15 protein-coding genes, 3 tRNA genes and 1 rRNA gene are annotated in these 19,055 nt (G+C 44.7%); 6 read left to right on the top strand and 13 right to left on the bottom strand.

The annotated features are described in order from the left end of the window. Positions 1–361, top strand: a 361-nt coding sequence (locus L4D76_RS27145) for a hypothetical protein (RefSeq protein ID WP_428443964.1), incomplete at its 5' end; no start/stop codon positions are given. 477 nt (positions 362–838) lie between these two features. On the opposite strand, the gene L4D76_RS27140 is transcribed toward L4D76_RS27145, so the two are convergent. After that, entirely contained in the window at positions 839–2,485 is a 1,647-nt protein-coding gene (locus L4D76_RS27140) for a methyl-accepting chemotaxis protein (RefSeq protein WP_428443963.1), read from the bottom strand. A gap of 534 nt (positions 2,486–3,019) precedes the next feature. Between L4D76_RS27140 and L4D76_RS27135 the strand changes: the two genes are divergently transcribed. The 3 genes from L4D76_RS27135 to L4D76_RS27125 all read left to right on the top strand — a co-directional run bounded on the left by L4D76_RS27135 (position 3,020) and on the right by L4D76_RS27125 (position 5,953). After that, on the top strand, positions 3,020–4,957 hold the full coding sequence (locus L4D76_RS27135) for a RecQ family ATP-dependent DNA helicase (RefSeq protein WP_428443962.1): 1,938 nt from the start codon (positions 3,020–3,022) through the stop codon (positions 4,955–4,957). Between the two features lie 191 nt (positions 4,958–5,148). Next, positions 5,149–5,448: a DUF406 family protein gene (locus tag L4D76_RS27130; RefSeq protein WP_428443961.1), complete on the top strand. Its 300-nt coding sequence runs from the start codon at positions 5,149–5,151 to the stop codon at positions 5,446–5,448. Positions 5,449–5,788: 340 nt separating this feature from the next. Next, complete coding sequence (locus tag L4D76_RS27125) at positions 5,789–5,953, top strand: hypothetical protein (protein WP_428443960.1); 165 nt, start codon at positions 5,789–5,791, stop codon at positions 5,951–5,953. Between the two features lie 433 nt (positions 5,954–6,386). Here the strand turns inward: L4D76_RS27125 and L4D76_RS27120 are convergent, their stop codons facing one another. The 8 genes from L4D76_RS27120 to L4D76_RS27085 all read right to left on the bottom strand — a co-directional run bounded on the left by L4D76_RS27120 (position 6,387) and on the right by L4D76_RS27085 (position 14,976). Continuing rightward, positions 6,387–6,674: a DUF1496 domain-containing protein gene (locus L4D76_RS27120; protein WP_428443959.1), complete on the bottom strand. Its 288-nt coding sequence runs from the start codon at positions 6,672–6,674 to the stop codon at positions 6,387–6,389. A 327-nt stretch (positions 6,675–7,001) separates the two neighbouring features. Beyond that, complete coding sequence (locus tag L4D76_RS27115) at positions 7,002–8,027, bottom strand: DUF2955 domain-containing protein (protein ID WP_428443958.1); 1,026 nt, start codon at positions 8,025–8,027, stop codon at positions 7,002–7,004. Between the two features lie 50 nt (positions 8,028–8,077). After that, entirely contained in the window at positions 8,078–9,250 is a 1,173-nt protein-coding gene (locus L4D76_RS27110; protein ID WP_428443957.1) for an HlyD family secretion protein, read from the bottom strand. 361 nt (positions 9,251–9,611) lie between these two features. Further along, positions 9,612–10,265, bottom strand: a complete 654-nt coding sequence (gene torD, locus L4D76_RS27105) for a molecular chaperone TorD (RefSeq protein ID WP_428443956.1) — start codon at positions 10,263–10,265, stop codon at positions 9,612–9,614. A 137-nt stretch (positions 10,266–10,402) separates the two neighbouring features. Beyond that, a complete protein-coding gene (torA, locus tag L4D76_RS27100; protein WP_428443955.1) occupies positions 10,403–12,880 on the bottom strand; it encodes a trimethylamine-N-oxide reductase TorA in 2,478 nt (825 codons plus the stop codon). Positions 12,881–13,006: 126 nt separating this feature from the next. Continuing rightward, a complete protein-coding gene (torC, locus tag L4D76_RS27095) occupies positions 13,007–14,185 on the bottom strand; it encodes a pentaheme c-type cytochrome TorC (RefSeq protein WP_428443954.1) in 1,179 nt (392 codons plus the stop codon). Between the two features lie 10 nt (positions 14,186–14,195). Further along, on the bottom strand, positions 14,196–14,312 hold the full coding sequence (locus L4D76_RS27090) for a hypothetical protein (protein ID WP_428443953.1): 117 nt from the start codon (positions 14,310–14,312) through the stop codon (positions 14,196–14,198). A 573-nt stretch (positions 14,313–14,885) separates the two neighbouring features. Further along, positions 14,886–14,976: transfer RNA gene (locus L4D76_RS27085), tRNA-Ser, on the bottom strand. Between the two features lie 417 nt (positions 14,977–15,393). Here L4D76_RS27085 and L4D76_RS27080 point away from each other — a divergent pair. Further along, a complete protein-coding gene (locus L4D76_RS27080; RefSeq protein WP_428443952.1) occupies positions 15,394–15,591 on the top strand; it encodes a hypothetical protein in 198 nt (65 codons plus the stop codon). A gap of 82 nt (positions 15,592–15,673) precedes the next feature. Here L4D76_RS27080 and L4D76_RS27075 read toward each other — a convergent pair whose 3' ends face one another. Then, on the bottom strand, positions 15,674–17,137 hold the full coding sequence (locus L4D76_RS27075) for a sensor domain-containing diguanylate cyclase (protein WP_428443951.1): 1,464 nt from the start codon (positions 17,135–17,137) through the stop codon (positions 15,674–15,676). A 238-nt stretch (positions 17,138–17,375) separates the two neighbouring features. Here L4D76_RS27075 and L4D76_RS27070 point away from each other — a divergent pair, with 238 nt between their 5' ends. Beyond that, positions 17,376–18,227: a hypothetical protein gene (locus L4D76_RS27070; protein ID WP_428443950.1), complete on the top strand. Its 852-nt coding sequence runs from the start codon at positions 17,376–17,378 to the stop codon at positions 18,225–18,227. A 138-nt stretch (positions 18,228–18,365) separates the two neighbouring features. On the opposite strand, the gene L4D76_RS27065 is transcribed toward L4D76_RS27070, so the two are convergent. The 3 genes from L4D76_RS27065 to L4D76_RS27055 form a co-directional block, all read right to left on the bottom strand. Beyond that, a tRNA-Ala gene (locus L4D76_RS27065) sits at positions 18,366–18,441 on the bottom strand. 38 nt (positions 18,442–18,479) lie between these two features. Beyond that, positions 18,480–18,555: transfer RNA gene (locus tag L4D76_RS27060), tRNA-Glu, on the bottom strand. A gap of 177 nt (positions 18,556–18,732) precedes the next feature. Then, positions 18,733–19,055, bottom strand: a 16S ribosomal RNA gene (locus tag L4D76_RS27055); the annotation flags it as partial.

Genomic DNA, 19,055 nt, shown 5'->3' with positions numbered 1-19,055 from the left:
GATAAACATGAAAAATTCTGTACTTACAGTAACTCTATTGGGCCTAATCTCTTTTGGCGCTTCAGCAGCTCAATACAATCACCATGATGACAACGTCAGCGATCGCTATGCGAATGAACTTCGCCTGAAAGCCTTTGAAGGCGAAACTAGTTATCAGGTAAAAGTTAATCCACAGCTGTCAGTAGACCGTGACGAGCCTGTATCAACACGACGTGCCACTGAATTACGTAAGCAAGCATTGGGCGAACCTGTACGTAATGTTGAGTCATTCGCACAACGTGACCGTGATGAACCAGTATCAACACAGCATGCCACTGAGCTACGTAAACAAAGAAGCAACTGTAATGGCAGTTTTTTGTGATTAACTATTATTTCAACTAGGGTGTGAAATGTATTCAAATGAAAACATAAAGCGTTTAGTTAGAGAGATTTCTAATAAAACAAAGAAAAAACATATTAAACGATTTTTTCATTTACCATGACGCCGTAAAGCAACTCATGTTGCTTGAATAAGATTAAGGCCACTTCGATGGCCCTCCGAGTTACAGGGTAACGACTTTGATTGCCTATAAGCTCTGATCTGGAATTGGTTCTCCAGCAATTCTGTAGGTGAATAAAAAGCTCTGTTAGTACTGAGCAACTAGGTAATTCTTGACTAATGGCGCCAAAATATCATGCATTGGCAGGTAACGGGCAGGGCTCAATGCTCTCTCTAGAGCTCTATGTCCTTCGCTATTTCCAAGCTGTTAAAAAGGCTTGTTTCTTACCTACATAGAACGTAAAAAAGCCAGAGCAATGATTACTCTGGCTTTCATTATTATGGTATTAAACGGACTGGCTATACTTTGAACTGACCAATAAGCCGATCTAGCTGCTCACACTGATCTGCCAGTATTTCAAAGGCTTGTTCAGACGCTTGCACCTTATTCACCACTTCCTGACTCTTGTCAGAAATCTTCTGTACATTTTGATTAATATCTTCGCTTACCAGGCTCTGCTGTGTCGCTGCAGTAGCGATTTGCAGGTTCATTTCATTGATAACATTAATCGACTGGCTGATGGCATCTAACGATTCGTTGGCACTATTGGCCTGTTCGACGGTATGTGTCCCGCTTTCACGGCTCAGCTCCATGGCTTTAACAGCATCGTTTGCGCCCTGCTGCAAGCTCTCAATCATCACCTGGATCTCACCGGTACTATCTTGAGTCTTACTGGCCAGTGAACGAACTTCATCGGCGACTACCGCAAAACCACGGCCTTGTTCACCGGCGCGTGCCGCTTCGATCGCCGCATTCAGTGCAAGCAAGTTGGTTTGATCTGCAATACCGCGAATGACATCCAGAATAGATGCAATATTACCCACATCTCGTTCCAGATTGCTGATCACTGTACTTGAAGATTCAATCTCATCAGCCAGCTTATGAATCGACATGACAGTATCGCCGAGGATCTGTTTTGCAGACTCTGACTCATCACTGGCTGACTGACTCGCTTCTGCAGCTTCATTAGCATGAGAACTGACGTTATCACTAGTGACACTCATTTCATGCACTGCTGTCGCGACCAGAGCACTCTCTTCTTGCTGCTCTGACGCATTAATAACGACACCTTGAGTCTCACGTTGGATCTGCTGCGTTTCTTCGCGAACCGATGTCATCGTTATGGCAACTTCGCTGATTGTCGAATGTATTTTCGATACAAATTCATTAAATGCTGTCGCTAACTGGCCAATTTCATCCTTACTTTCAACAACCACTCGCTGGGTCAGATCCCCTTCACCTGAAGCTATATCGTGCATCGCCAGAGACAAGCGGTTCAGCGGAGCTAACACTAAGCCCGACACACCCCATGTAATGATGATAGAAATGAAAAGTGCAACAACAAACCCAACTTCTAACACCACTGTGGCAAGTCTTATTTCATCATCAATAATCAACTTCAACTCTGCGTCGGCCGTTTCTATCTGCGTGCGCAGATCACGATAGAGCTGGCGCATCGATGAAAATTCTTGCTTAATCAATACTTGGTTATCGCGGTAATACTCACTGGCACTTTCAGGGTTTTCAATCATATAGCTATAGTGGTTGAGCCACTGGCTATAAGTGTTTTGCAAGCGCTCAACTAAAGAATGGTTAGACGCATCAATGAAGCCTATTTCAATCAGCCGCTGTGCTGATTGAAAGCGTGACAAGGTATCAGCACTTTCTGAGTAAAACTCCTTCTGGTTATACTTAACCAGCTCCTGATTACCATCATCCGCTAAGATCACACCCTGTCCAGCAGTGATCACCTGATAGACATCCCGGTAACCTTCCTCTAGCTGTTCTAAAACGGGTCGAACCTCATCATTCTGCAACGAACCAGTACGGGTAAGATCGTTAAACACCACAAGAGCCATACTTAACAGAGCAATAAAGACAGCAACAACAAGACCGATTGGAACAGCAAACTTCCAGCGGAATGCCAGATTATTAAACCACAACATAGATTTCCTTTAATTATTCTTATGACTAACAGTTTTCATGACTTAAAACTTTCGTGGTTATTATCAGTGGTGACCTTGAATATGAAATCAGTTTGATCTGTCAACTTAGATGTGAAACTACTTTTTTTAAGGTGTAAATTAACAAATGCGACAATAACGACCCATCAGCTGTTTTTACTGATGTTTCTTTAGACAAGAATGTTCAGTAAGCTTTCGCTCGTAATTCTCCACACATCATCCATGGCAAAAAAAATATAAGTAACATATTGATATTTAATATTAATTACCCGTCTTAATCGTACATTTAAAATACAAAACACCAATGATAGTGTTACAGTCTGAACTTTGTTTATCGACTCATATCAACATCACCGTTTTTAACTTCGTTATTGACAACTGCAACTTTTCTTTTTGTTAATTATGCCTCTTCTTGATGTTATATCTAAAACCCCCGTTATCTCCTTCTCATCACTTACGTTCTACCAAGCAGTTCGTTATCATTGCAGTTCATACCTAATGCGAGCCAGCTGACCCATGTATCAACAAACACTTAAGAATTACTTTGGCTTCGATACGTTACGTACCGGCCAGGAAGAAGTGATCACCCGGATTTTAAATGGCCAGTCGGCTGCCGCTATTTTCCCTACCGGATCGGGGAAATCCTTATGCTACCAGCTGCCAGCCGTACAGCTGCCCCATTTAACCCTGGTGATCTCTCCTCTGCTCGCATTAATGAAAGACCAACTTGATTTCCTGCACAGTAAAAATATTGCTGCCGCTTCCATCGATTCCAGCCAGAGCTGGGAAGAAACGCAGCAAGTGATGCAAGCCGTCAGAAATGGTGAAATGAAAGTCTTAATGATTTCAGTTGAACGTCTGAAAAACGAACGTTTCAGGCACTTTATTTCGCAAGTCCCTATCTCATTACTGGTGGTAGATGAAGCACACTGTATTTCAGAATGGGGGCATAACTTCCGTCCCGATTACTTAAAACTGCCTGATTACCGTAAAGCTCTGAATATTCCCCAGGTCTTACTGCTTACTGCAACCGCGACACCCGCGGTTATTAAAGATATGGGCACCAAGTTCGCGATTGATGAGCAAGACATCATAATCACCGGCTTCTATCGCTCAAATCTCGATCTCAATGTCGTCGCCGCAGAAAATGATAATAAACTGCCGGCACTGTGTAACTTGTTAAGCCAGAATGGCGAACAGCCCACCATTATTTATGTCACCTTGCAGCAGACGGCAGAAACAGTGGCAGCTCAGATAAGCCAGCGAGGTTACCAGGCACAGGCTTATCATGCAGGTATGGATACTGAAGCCAGACAGAGGATCCAGCACGATTTCATGTCCGGCAATATTAATTGCATTGTTGCCACCATCGCTTTTGGTATGGGTATTGATAAAGCGGATATCCGCAAGGTTATTCACTTTGATCTGCCAAAATCGATTGAAAACTATAGTCAGGAAATTGGCCGTGCCGGGCGAGATGACCAGCCATCACAATGCACTGTACTGGCAAACAAAGCGGGTTTGAATGTACTGGAGAACTTCATTTATGGCGATACACCTGATTGCGATGCGATTGAATATATATTAAATGAAATTAAGGCGCTGGACAGCGCGGGCCTACAAACACAATGGGAAGTTATGCTGCCGCGCCTGTCAAAAGACAGTAACGTGCGTTTACTGCCGTTAAAAACCTTGTTGGTATATTTAGAAATTCGCAAGATCATTGAGCCTCAATATACCTACTTTGCCGACTATCGCTTCAAGCTAAATCAGGAGCAACAGTCGATCCTTGATCAATTCCAAGGGGAGCGCCGACAGTTTGTTGAGACCATTTTCGCTTGTTCACAGAAAGCACGTACCTGGTACACGGTAGATTTCGAAGCACTGTGGAATGGTTACCAGGCCGACCGTAAACGGGTCGTCGCCGCGATTGATTATTTCAGTGAAAAGGGCTGGATCACCCTTGAAAGTAAGCAGATGACTGATGTATACCGCGTGTTGGATCATCAGTTTGATGCCCAAGAAGAAGCCGCCAAGCTCCATGACTTATTTAAGCAAAAAGAAAACAGCGAAATTGAGCGTATCGGGAAGATGATCAGCTTCTTCGAAAATGAACAATGCCTGAGTCATGATCTCGCCGGCTATTTTGCTGATTTCAATGCCCCCGAACAGTGCGGCCACTGCTCGGTATGCCGTGGCCAGATCACGACTCTGCCACCAGCAAATGCGTTACCGGAAATCTCTGACAACGTTATAAAAGCATGGTGCGATCCGTTTATTGCTGCCTGTGGTTCAGTGCCTTCCCCCGAGGCGATCACACGTTTCTTAAACGGCATGACGTCACCGTTAAATACCAGAGTAAAGGCGCGGCAAATGAGCGGATTCGCCCAACTTGAAGCTTATCCGTTCAGAAGTACCTTGGCACTGGTTTCTAAGGTGTATGCAATTAACTAATATTAACTAGGCCACACTCTCGCATCTTGAAAGCAATTCGATCAAGGTTGATAGCTCGCAGGCAATTTGATCACCACGATGATGTACTGCGTTGCTATCAACATCCTGAACTTACTTTTCATCATTAATGAATAGCGATCCTCGTCACAACGTTTTAGAATAAGCTCATAAAACCAGTGAGGATTAAAGTCATGACAAACGAAGAGCAAGAATTTCAAACCTGCGAAGCTTGCGGTGTTTCTGCAGAGATGGGCTTTATCATCAAAGAAGGCGACGACGTTGCTGAAGTCAACGTTTTTGCTAATGGTAAAAATGCCCTGGAAGCCGAGCTGAACAACTACCTCGCATTGGCTAAAGAAGTTAATGCCAACTTCACACACGAAGTAACTGAATTATCTGAGACCAGCCAGGAGCTGACTGCACGCATTCAGTTTGAATGCAGTGCTGAAAAGCTGATTTTCGAGCTGAAGAGCCGCTCTTTAGCTAAGTAATTATAAATTCCGAATTTTACAAAAAGTCGATTTCTAAAAGGAATCGGCTTTTTTTTTATCTGAATCTACGATAATTACCAGGTCATTCCACAATTACTCCTCCGATGAGTAGTCAAATATAGCGATTGCTATTTTTTCAACAAAACACCAAAGCACTGAATTTTCACATCATTTACATCACCATTCAATGTAGCGCCTAATCAGCAATAAATATCTGATGCTTTATACGCATTTTGCTCTGGTAAATATCGTCATTTTGTATAAAAATAAGGAAATAAATATGAATCAGTGAGCGCATGTGCATGAGCTCATAAGGCATGGAAGAAAAAGGATAACTTCGATGAACAACAATAAAGCTAAAGTGATTTCAAGCTGGAAACCAAGCAACCCGCGTGAAGCTGCTGCCATGAAAGAATTGCTCATGACCGAAATGGGCGTCGTTACTCCTCACCATGAAGGTGGTACGGGCAAACTCGCACCAAATTCAGGTCGAGTGATCCGTTAAACGGTCACATTCCCTTTAGTGGGTGATCAAAGCAGTGTTTGTATGTTCTGTCAAGTCTTTTATGGCACAACAGAATATACAAACACTGCATTTTTTCGACGTCATTTAAAGCAAAGATAGTATACCCAAGTAACCTCAAGATGCTCGTTTCAGCGAGAATTTATTGGCTTCTAGGTAAGGCGCTGATTTGAAGACATAGTTGTTCTACGTCAAAAATCAGCAACGTAGCATAGCAGCCCCTTCTTTTGCAAATAAAACAGGAACTCGCCCTTTGGGAGTGAGTCAGCGAGCCCACTTCTGCGTCAAATGAACTTGAAAGGGACAACCATTCCTGTGCTCATTTTCCTTGAATTGAACTCGCTGAGCTCACTCTGAATCCTGCATCTTGAGGTCACTTGGGTATATTGCCTTTTTATCTAGACAATTATTATCCTTATTTCTCTGGCTTGTTTATTTCCTTCCAATGAAGTTTTCCATTTGTTTCAAAACTGTTCTCCGGCTGACACTTAATAGCAACATCCTTAATAACTATCACCGCGCCTGAAGAATACTCCTTTCCCTCATACAAACATAACCGTCCAATAAGCGATTGATTTTCAATCGATATTCCATGATATTGATTTGTGCTGACCACTTTTGATTCCGTCATAAAACTCATTAGCAATACCACAAGGCCCACAACAGCTCTAACGGGTTTATGCCCCAAAGTTGCTTTGCTCATTCTGACCTTATCAACGATTCTACTAGTCAATACCATTTTCTTTCACCCAACGACTTAATAACAGCATTAGTAATCTAACAGTAGATTATCCTTTATTTTTCATATCTTCATCATACATATCAATAACTGTCATTTTCGTCCCAAAAAAATCCATTCTCAGACTTTCAGTGATCAGGCTGGCATTTCAGTGCCACTTGCTTGAAGTAAATGTAAATTAAACATATCAACTACCAAGTTGTATCTTACTCAGTACAGCCTGGCAGGCTATCCGGGGATTGCGATTCTGCTGACAGTTATCAGCGGCTTTTTGATTTTTCCCAACTGACATTAGTCACTCGCTTTCTGCCATGATTCCAACAGATACGATACAAATACCATATACGCACTGGCCAATAAAATCTGTCCGATGCGGATATAAAAACTGACATCAATCAGTTTACTGTCAGAGGTAATAGCAGAGCCCAGTACAACAAGCAGAGCAGACATTACTCCGGCCCAAATCGGCGCTTTTTCTGGCTGCTGGTAAATCTTTGCGCCAATAACACATCCAATCAAAGCAATTAGCGCCAGCAAGAATGGAAAGGTCGGAACCATCACCAGACATTCATAAAAAAGAATCGCAAGCAATCCCCCCAGCCCATTGGTCAACAGCAAGAACATACTGATTTTGATGCTTTTCTGTCCTGCCGTCTGAAGCGATAAAATACCGATGAACGCCATGGTTAACAGCGCACCTGTGATTTGGAAGTAATAGAAAAAAATGATCACCGGGAAAGCGATAACCAATGCCTTCATCGCCTCATGCGCCCGCTGTTCCGGTGGTAATATATCTATCGGTTGTTTATTGGAAACGGGCTCAAGATCAGGTAACAGTAAATGTAACAGAGCAAACAGCACTACCGCCACGACACCGGATACAGATAAACCGACAGCTATATAAACGGCCAAGCCTGAAGAGATAATCCCCATATATGGCAATAGCATAACTGCTACCATCAATATTGTGGCGAATAAGTTCCATTGCGGATCCATAAACAGATAATAAGCAATGAACATCAGTAAGCCGACTAGCAACAAGAGTATTAACGGATAGTGAGTCACCCCCATGCTGACACTCAAACCAATCAACACGGTTAATACCATGGCTAATATCAGTTCATAGATGGTATGAGCTGTGGGTTTCTTATGATCTGCCAAAAATTTAGTCAGAAAAACCGGCGTTATAAAAGATAAGCCCCAGCCTATACCAAATGCCAGAGCGCATGCAATAACCAGCCCCAAGACGTAACGTATGACCCGGCGTTGATATATCGCCTGGCTATCAATAGTTACGGTAGGTGTTGTCGTAGACATAGTTTTAATCGCCTGCGTTTTCATCGCCACCATCTAAAATGGCATCAGCTTTAGCGAACATAAGAGAGCCAGCTCACGCAGCGGATCCATACCCGGCCAAAGACATTCATTAGCGAACTTTCCTGAGTGTAGACAATCACATCAGCCTGACCGCCAACCCGCCGAAAACCGCGCGCGGTATCATCAGCAAACCGAATAGCGACAGGAAAGCGCTGAGTCTGTCGTAACCACCCCGTCTGAGCCGCCACAGCGGCCAGCTTACCGGCTTGTTCATTTTCCCCCCAGCTGATCCCCCAATCCATACTGGCCACCTTGCCTTTGAATATTCTACCGGGGGCGTAATCTAAAGCGATCTCTACCCGATCACCAATCTTCATATTACCTATACTGTTTTCTCTGAAGTAAGCATCAATCCAGACATCTTCGCCAGAGACAAATGTCAGTAATGGTTGCCCTGCATGGGCATAAAACCCTTCATCCAGCCGGAAGTTTGTCACCCCGCCGATGGCTGGTGCACGTATCACCGTTCGCTCCAGATCGATTTGGGCTTTCTGCAGCTTGAGCAAGGCCGATTTCACATCGCTATTTTCATTACCCGTCGAACCCAGCTGTTTTCTGGCTTGCTGCAAACCGGCTTCGGCACTTTCCACTTGGGCTTTTGCATTCGCTAAAGATGCACGAGTTTTATCTGCTTCTGCTTTTGGTACGATGCCTTTTTTCGCCATAGCCAGAATACGGATTGATTGAGTTCTGACATGCGTCTGATTCGCTAATGCATTAGTCAGTTTCGCTTGTGCCGATGAAACCGATGCGGTTTGTACGCCAACATTCTTCCCCGCTTTTACTAGCCCTTGATTAGCTTCTTGCACTGCCAGCTCATAATCAGCTGGATCGATTTTAACCAGTACACCACCCGGCTCGACAATTTCATTGGGCTCGACTGCAACTTCAATCAGACGGCCAGAAACCAAGGGGGTTATCGGGATCACATAACCCCGCACCCTTGCCATATCAGTTGAAGGAATAACCCGATCGGCCATGACGTAAAAAACAAACAGGCCGATACACAAAATCAACACGAAGCCCGTTAGGCGCTTCACCTTATTGGGCGGCGACTTGGGTTTTTCTGCCCGCTCTTTTTTTACCCGTTTTGGGGTTGCCGTTTTCGGCGCAATTCGCTCTCTTGGCTCAACCTGCATATTGGGCATTTTTTCATCGGTCATCTTTTCGCTCCCGTATTAATGCGAGCCTAATGATCAGATAAGCATAGCCACAGAATACAGATCGGGCAGACGTAAAAATAATAATGACAAGTCTTTCGCAGAGTTGCCAAAGAGCTTCATGCAATAGAGATAGATTGTGTTATAGCAGATACGAAAAAGCCCCAGCATTTCTGCTAGGGCTTCCGAATGTGGCGGAGCGCTTTGGGTATTAGATGATTTGGTTTTGTCGCAAACTGGAGTGGTAGGTTATGATCTTCATCAACATTCATCACGCCCAACATTATGACCATCTAATTAAGCCTGCAATCCATATGCCGGCAACTAGATATAGTGATTTCAGTCTTTATGATGACTGATTGGATTATTGTTCTTCGCCCGCAAGAAATGCGGCATCTAATTTACAGAACGCGAGCAGCAGATTCACAGCAGCTGCGTAGAAACCGAATTTGTCGCGAGAGTCACAGGACTTGGCAAAAGCCGGTAGCCAGTTCAGTAGCATGGTATTGATGAAATCAAGCTGTGCTTGCATCACCGTTTCGGCTTTTTCTTCGTTTTCTTGATGATTAGCAAGAATGATCAGGTTACCCATGAAATCCAGCTCGACCGCAACATGGTCAGCAGGCTCATTGAATTCTTTACGCTGGGCAATGCTGTATTCTTCCATCAGCTTGTTCATGTCCTGCGCGGGCTTATCATTCAGCAGGCCGCTTTCACCGACGTACATGGAAGCATAAGGCAGGGCTCCAGATTTTGGTGTGCTCAGAAACAGGCCACAGAAATCAGCGGCAAGCTCAAGCTGTGTATCTTCACGAATTTCTAGGCGATTCAGTGCATCACGGAACGCTTCAACAGGCTGTTTTAGTTCCTGTGTCATACCAAGACCAGATAAGAACGTGAGCATCTCACCACCGTGGTACTCAGTAATATCATCTTCTGTCAGTTCACGAGAGAGTAGAGAAGACATCCACCAGTAAATTTCTGCACGTTGTTCGTTGAAATCAATAAACTCTTGCATGGGTACTCCAGAGTAAAGCAGTGCGACTTAATAGGTTTTTATCCTGTCGGACTGTATAAACATATTCAGATAGAACATCAACGAATAAAAGCCTCGCATATGTGAGGCTTTGATTTTAGTGATGAGTTCGAAAAGTATTAAGCTTCAACTTCCTGTGGGCCACCGAAAGCGGTAACTGCAGGCGCTTTGCCAGCGAACTTCTCAACTTCAACGATACAAGTATGTGCACTGGTTGCCTGAGAAAGTTTAGATGCACCAATATCCAGGCTCACTGTGTTTGGATCGCCATAGGTATCTAGCGAGCCTACTTTCTCATCTTGAGGGCCGTACCAGGCACCTTCATGAATACGCATTACGCCAGGCATGTAGTCTGGAGTAACAACCGCACCTGCCAGTAGCTGACCGCGGTCGTTGTGTACGCGTACGATGTCGCCATCTTTAATGCCACGTGCTTTTGCATCTTCAGGGCTCATGTAGATTGGCTCACGCCCCTGAACGGTATAGGTTGCACGGTACTCTTCAGATTCACAAAGCTGAGAGTGCAGGCGCTGATCCGGGTGGCAAGACTGCAACTGAAGCGGGTACTTGTCAGAGCCTGGTCCACCGTGGCTACGTTCGATTTTCTCGAACCACATTGGGTGACCTTTACAGTCGTTGTAGCCGTATTTCGCAATCTTGTTAGAGAAGATTTCGATCAGGCCAGAAGCGGTACCCAGTGCATATTCTTCTGGGTCTTCACGAAAGTCTGCGTGGCGAACCCAAGGCTTGCCTTTACCAAACTCAACAAAGCCTTCTTCCCAGAATTTTTCGAACTCAGGCATGTCAAACTTGCCTTTGTTGGCTTTGCGGCAGTTTTTGTAGATTTCCTTCAGCCACTGCATTTCGTTCATACCACGGGTGTACTCACGATCTTTACCGAAGCGCTTAGTCAGCTCGGTGAAGATTTCGAAGTCACTTTTCGCTTCGAACTGAGGCTCAACCAGCTTCTGCATTGCAATAATACCGCGGGCAGAGTATGAACCATATATATCGATATCGTTACGCTCAAATGGCGTAGTCGCAGGCAGCACGATGTCAGAGAAACGACAAGTTGCTGTCCAGCGGTAATCAACGGTGACCACAGTTTCCAGAGACTTCTGCGCCTGCTTCATGCGGTTACGGTCCTGGTGGTGATGCCACGGGTTGTTACCGCTGAATACCATCATCTTGATTTCAGGCAGTTTTACCTTCTTACCGTTATAGTCGATAGTTTCGCCTGGGTTAACCAGACAATCTACCCAACGGGCAATCGGGATCACTTTACTGAAGCCATTGAACTTCTCACCGTGAACCGGCTTGTAGCCTTTATCCGGAGTTGAAGGGAATGCGCCTGGACCAGAAGCACCTGAAGAAGGTATACCGATTGAGCTGTAGTGGTGGGCATAAGAGATACCGCCGCCAGGCAGACCGATTTGACCCAGCATTGAAGCCAGTACCGCCGCCATCCAGTATGGCTGCTCACCGTGCTGCTGACGCTGTACACACCAGCCCAGCATCAGCTGAGTACGATCTGCTGCCATAGCGCGGGCCAGTTGACGGATATCTTCAGCAGCTACGCCACAGATATTGGCTGCCCACTCCGGAGTTTTCTCGATCTTGTCTTCGGTTTTACCCATCAGGTAAGGTACGAATTTCTCGTAACCTACTGTGTATTCATCAAGGAAGTCTGCGTCAGCCAGCTCTTCGGTTACCAGGGTATGGGCAATCGCCATCATCAGGGCAACGTCAGTTTGCGGGTTGATGCGCATTTGCTCACAGCCAAGGAACTTCTGGGTCTTGGTTGCTACCGGGTCAATGCTGATCACGCGGATATCGCCGCTGGCAATCTTGGCTTTTAGTGTGTCCAGATGCGGGTAGGCTTCATGGGTTTCACAGTTCCAGCCAACCTGCAGGTTTTTCACCGGATCGTTGGCCCACAGTACCAGGAACTTGGTCTCGTTTAGAATGTGTTCCCAAGACGTACCCTGTGCGTAAACTTCAGAGTTGCCCAGCACGTAAGGAAGAATGTGTTGACCAGCACCGGTAGAGTAGTCACCGACTTTCTTAGTGAAAGAACCATGGTAAGCAACAGCACGCTGCATATGGTTACCTGCGCTGTGCAGTGCACCGGTAGAGCGCCAGCCGCTTTGACCTGCATGAAGTGCTGAAGAACCATAGGTCTTCTGGACACGATCTAGCTCGTTGTGGAACAGATCCAGAGCCTTATCCCAGCTTACACGGACGAAGCGGTTATCACCTCGTTTGCTGGTGTCGCTCTTGCTACCGTTTTTCAGCCAGTCCACACGTACCATAGGATAACGGACACGGGACGGGTTGTAGATCATGCCCTTCATGCCGTTTAGCATGTCGGTTGGGTGGGTATCTAGTTCAAATGGCTTAATTTCAGCCACGCGTCCATCTTCGATACGCGCACGGAACGCGCCCCAGTGAGAACCTGTCAGTCTCCACTTAGGTGCTTCAGAAGCCATTGCCTTGCTGGCAGTTAGCAAACTCGGTCCCACAACTACGCCAGCGGCACCGGCGGAAATACCTTTCAAAAAGTCACGGCGTTTCAGGTTAAAACTTGAACCACTCATGATAGCCTCGCTTATCAGTGTTATTATTGATACCAGGCTGCACAATTAATTCTGGCTGATAGGCCACCTAATTATTCAGCTTGGTATTACGGGAAGGAGGCCGCCGATAACGACCTCCAAACTTTGTTAGTGTTCGTCGCTATAGTCCGAAGAGTGCATCTGCAGGTAACGCAGAACAATTTGTTCTTCTTCTTTTTCGAAGTTGGCGAAGTCAAGCATGCCTTTGAACATTCCTACCCAAGTGTTTGAGTCGAAATGGGCTTCTGCCGGCTGTGAGTGACAACGGCTGCATGTTGCTGTGTAGGCTTCTTTGGCGTATTCCCAGATTGGCCCTAGCTCTTCCACCAGGTTGTTTTTATCTGTCCATAGTGTGAAGTCGACGTTCTGCCAGGTAATGCTGGTATCCTCGTCTTCTTTGGCATCGAGTACATTGAAGAAGCCTTTCGTTTTCGCCACCTTACGCTGAAGTGAAGCGATGCGAATGTTGCGGCCAAAGTCTTGCATAATAATCTTGCCGCTGCCTTTTTTCTTACGCCAACCAGTGATTTTGACTTCAACTGCTTCTCCTTGGCTGCTGACAATTTCCACTGGCACTGATGAGATCATCAAGCCCGCTTTCTTTGTCATCTCCGGATCCAGGAACAGCTCCTTGTTGTGCAGCGTATAGTAGGTGTTGCCTTTGTTAACCGACGTTTCCAGAGCCTGGTCATCCAGTTCATCCATGATGGATTTATAGCCTGCAGACATGTCCGGGAGGTGATGGGCAATACCCTTGTGACAGTCGATACAGCTTTGATCTTTTTCAGCGGCGCCCATCATCTGATCGCGGGCATCTTCGGACATCTTTTCAAAGTCCATACTCTTGTAGTCATGACAACTGCGACATTCAGCAGAGCCATTGGCTGACATCCGCGCCCATTCGCGCTTGGCCATTTCCAGGCGGTGTTTACCAAATTTCTCTGGTGTATCAATAGAGCCGGTCAGTTTTGCCCACACTTCCATAGAAGCCTGAGCTTTGCGCGCTATCTTGTCGGTAAAATCGTGCGGAACATGGCAGTCCGGACAAGTTGCGCGAACGCCGGTACGGTTTTTAAAATGAATTGTGCTTTGTAGTTCCTGGTAAACGTTGTTTTCCATCTCATGGCAACCAATACAGAATTCCTCCTGATTGGTGTACTCAAGGCCGGCATCAAAAGTGGTCCAGAATCCTACACCGCCAATAAAACCAGCTAAGATCAAAATGCCTAAGCCGATGGTTTTACTGGGCGTAAAGAAGTGTTGCAGTATTTGTTTAATTGATTTCATTACTTTTCCCCTACAGCAGCCATGCTGCCATGCCATAGAGGCCTACTGCACCTACCATAAGTGCAGGAAAAATAACAAATGAGTAAAGAAATGTTGATTTTAATTCTTGCCGTTTTATTGCTGTCATAATGCTCACCTTGCGTTTTTTGTATATTCTAATGAGGGGATATGAATGACCGATATAGAAATGCGAGCTGGTGTGAGTAATTATGAAGAGGTGTGAATGGATTTTTTGTAGGTCGATGAAAAATAACTATTTTATATTTAGGCATTTAGCAGGTGAATTTGAATTTATTTTTGATAATTGCCGGAAATGTGATGCCGATATGATTCCTCATAAATCAAAATTCTATGCAATACCTCTTTAGTGGCTATTTTATGATCAGCTTAAGGTTAATTGTCGTTGATAGATAGCAGTTAGATGCATAGGTATCTGCACAAGCCACATGACGTTTCTATCATAATGAAGCTGCTTGTGAATTTGATGGTCATAATGTTGGGCGTGATGAATGTTGATGAAGATCATAACCTACCACTCCAGCTTGCGACAAAACCCGATGGAACGCTGCTTTGTCAGCAGTGAAACCTTGATATCGAAAGGATAACCACGATCACGTAGCTTTTTGGGGATACAATCCCTTGGTTCTCCCAAGCGACAGATGCAAAAAAGCCCCAACATTTCTGCTGAGGCTTTAGAATGTGGCGGAGAGATAGGGATTTGAACCCTAGATACGCTATAAACGTATGCCGGTTTTCAAGACCGGTGCTTTCAACCACTCAGCCATCTCTCCAATGCGGCGAATAATACATAGCAAAGAGGTGGCTGTAAAGCCCTGAAAAACCAACCGTTCGTAGTTTACACAAATCGCACACATTCAATGCTAATCGTTTAAAAAAAAACAATTACGCCATCTTAAACTCATTGCGCACGACCATTGAAAGAAAGATAAATGAACAAACAAACGAGGCATTGGTGCGGGTGTGAGCATCAACGGTAAGACCTGTGAAAAATTGATCTCAACACGCTGTTTTTTACTGGGCTGGAATGAACCACGTTACGCCTTAAAATGCCTCTGTCACAGCTTAATTTAGTGATAGTTTCATAATTTAGGATTGGCTCACAAACTGGCACTTATCCGCTTAACTCTTACATTTTCATTTGGTAAAGATAAGTGGATTTCGACGCAGGGTTTCTATAGGAGGTAATTGTGTCTATCAACTCTATGGACCACACGGAAATTGCTAATGTTTCTTCTAAGTGGGATTACAAAGATGAAGCCGCTTCAAACATTGCTGGCAACAAAAAGCAGCAGGCTGAAGCGAGAAGGCGTATTGAAATGCTACGGGATATCCGTGAATGCGGGTTAACTATCGATGAAGCAAAAGAACTGGGATTGATCCACTAACTTTTTATGTCTATTACCTCTCAGGTAAACAACTAAAGCGCTATATTGGCGCTTTAGTTATGTCACTTCTCGAGTGTTAAGCCTACACTTCTGTTTGTGTTTCAATGGCAGACTTTTCTAATCCAGGAGAATATATAGACGTCTGATTTCGGCCATGATGCTTTGAGTAATACATCGCAACATCACTATCGGCAAACAACACTTGCATGTTTGATGAAACAGAACCATATTCTGCGATGCCCAGACTGATCGTAACCTGAAAATCAGTCTCTGAATGACAAAACACCTGCTCAGCAACATTTTCCCGTAATCGTTCTGCTACTGTTTTTGCCCCGATACTGTCGGTGTCAGGCATCAGGATACAGAATTCTTCCCCGCCAACTCGTGCCAGTAAATCACTTTTTCGACAATTTTTCCGCATCATTGCAGCCAATGCACGAATGACGTTATCTCCTTCACTATGACCATAGGTATCGTTGATTTTTTTGAAATAATCAATATCCAGCATAACCATTGAAAGCGGACGTTTATCACGTTTGGCCTTGGCAAGTAACATACCTGACGCTTCAGAAAAATAGAGGCGATTAGGTAATTTCGTTAGCGGATCTAACATTGCCAGCTGAGCCAGGTCTTTTTGCGTCCTGAACAACCAGATAGTAAGAAACAACACCAAGCCTATCCAACTGACAGCCACTAATAAAATATAATCAACTTTTCTGAACCAGGTTCCTAACAGCGCCTTTTTTTCAATTCCGGCAACAGCCAGTAAATTGAGATAAGGAATTTTTCTATAGGCTGTCACCATGACACTCGATGTCGATGGCAGGGTAATTTCTAACAGCCCTTTAGACTCCCCCTCTTTCCACAGGGCTTTTCCTTGCTCCTCGCTACTTAATGCCTCGACCATCTGTGGAGGATATCCCACTGCCAGTTTTCCATTCGCAGACAACAATAAAATTTCATCGAAACCTGGTAACTCAAACGTAAACAGATGTTCATATAGCCTTTCGATATCAATGTAAGCTACCAATATAGTATCTGAAGGATTGTCTGTAGTTCCTGTCCGCCGACTCAGAGCAATATAATGAATATCGGATTCAATACCAGAAACAGTAGGCCCACTAACGAAATATGGAACGTAGCTACCTTGTAGATGGATCTGAATATAATCATGATCTAATACGTTGGGAAATGATCGCTCTGAGGAAGAAGATACAAGGTTTCCATCGGTATCAATTAAAAATAACTCCGCCAGCTCCGGAAGCCGCTGTTTATACTCAACGAGAAATTCATGTGTTTGTTCGGGTTTAAGCTCAATCAGTTTGTTTATACCTTCCAGGCTTTCAAACACTTTTTCAAAAGATTTTTCGGTCTGTTTCGCCACCATCTCAGCGACAAATTCTGCCCTACGATAAGCTTTATCCAGTATTGTTGATTGCTCTGACCAGACAAAATAGAACATCATCGCCAGTACAGTCGTTGCTACCAGAAAACATAATACGAGCAGAAGATAGCGAATGTTATTGCGAGTCCGGTAACTCACCATTGCTTCCACTCCAGTATTAACAATTTGATTTATAAAAATTATCGTCCGTAAAAGGTATAACTGCAAAAAATTGTTAACAAATAGCAGTTTTTTTACATTTCGAAGGAACGATTATGACGCAACCCAAACAGCCTGAACCACAACAGCTGGAATAATCCGAGTGAGTTGGGCAGATAAATTCTGATAAGCCTCTTATACTAATAAAGATTTAGCTTGGCTCAGGTTGAGGGAACAACGTATGCGCAAACACGTACCTTATCAATCTTCATTGATGGTATTATCCATACTACTCATTGCAGGTTGCAGCTCCATACCCAATATCTTTAAACCAGCCAAATACAGCCTCCTCTCCTCAACAAATAATTTTATTGCTATGGACGATATCCGAAGTTACGGAGATATTGTTGATAAAAGTGATTTTTATCCGAAGCGATCTTTCTCGTTCAGTTATCGTTACTGCACAAGAAGCCCAGCCGAAGCAAACAAAGATATCGTAGAATATCAATCACTTGCAAAGCATGTTTGTGATACTAACCATGGTCAGTTAATTCATCAGGACAGTGGTACGTGGTGTGTATCCAATGCCAATAGTGTGGAAGAACTCCCCCTATTTCACGGGCGTATTTCCAGTACTGAATTGTGGGCTGAACTCTGCCCCGACGGACCGTTTATCACCTTAAAAGTGATTGAAAATACCTATTTCTCGGCAGGGAAATGGTATGACGCAGCACAGGCGCTGGGTTACCAGCCGTATTACCGGTATCGCAAAATCATTTCAATCAACACGACTGGCGGCCAGTTATATCAAACACCCAAAGAGCCTGTCTTAAACGAATTATGGACAGAAGAAAGCCAATTTATCTATACCAATATCGGTCAGGTCGTTTGTCTGTTTGAACAACTTGAAGGACCAGCCCTTGGATATACCTACCGTGGAACAGTAGACAGCGTCAGTAACGACAAGGTGAAAGTACTGGTCACCACCAAATTAAAGGGAGATCTCCGAACAGCGCCAATTTCAGAACCGCTGGAATGGCACCGGGAAGCCTATATTACCGCACCGGCTAACGCCTGGTTTGTGTGCGGATAAACCTGACCCGTTAATTTTACAGTTTACTACAAACGAAAAAAGAACCACTTTTTAAACACACTAATCTCTTCTTAATAAAGAAATATGTTTAAAAACTGATTCAATTGGATTTGTTTATTACGAAGAGAAGTAAGAAATTGGTGGAGCTATGCGGGATCGAACCGCAGACCTCCTGCGTGCAAGGCAGGCGCTCTCCCAGCTGAGCTATAACCCCAATTTAATTTCTCATAAGATCTGATTCTTAAGAGAAAGTGGCGTCCCGTAGGGGAGTCGAACCCCTGTTACCGCCGTGAAAGGGCGGTGTCCTAGGCCTCTAGACGAACGGGACTAAGGTGTTAGGTACTAGAGCCTAGAAACGAGTTTCTACTCCTGCTACCTGCCAATGTGTTGGGCACATTGGTGTGAGTAGTGATGTTCTAATTACTAGAGCCTCTCTACTCGATACTCTTCTATATTTCGACCAGGCAATCTGTGTGGACACTGCATAAAACAAACAGTCTTTAGGTAAGGAGGTGATCCAGCCCCAGGTTCCCCTAGGGCTACCTTGTTACGACTTCACCCCAGTCATGAACCACACCGTGGTAAACGCCCTCCCCTTTCTCCTAGAAGATCGGGGTTAAGCTATCTACTTCTGGTGCAGCCCACTCCCATGGTGTGACGGGCGGTGTGTACAAGGCCCGGGAACGTATTCACCGTGACATTCTGATTCACGATTACTAGCGATTCCGACTTCAYGGAGTCGAGTTGCAGACTCCGATCCGGACTACGACGTACTTTGTGGGATTCGCTCACCATCGCTGGTTGGCAGCCCTCTGTATACGCCATTGT

It is taken from the genome of Photobacterium sagamiensis (assembly GCF_050337085.1).
GTDB classification, from domain to species: Bacteria; Pseudomonadota; Gammaproteobacteria; order Enterobacterales; family Vibrionaceae; genus Photobacterium; species Photobacterium sagamiensis.
The sequence above is the reverse complement of the archived record's forward strand: the minus strand, read 5'-3'. Positions and strand labels throughout refer to the sequence as shown.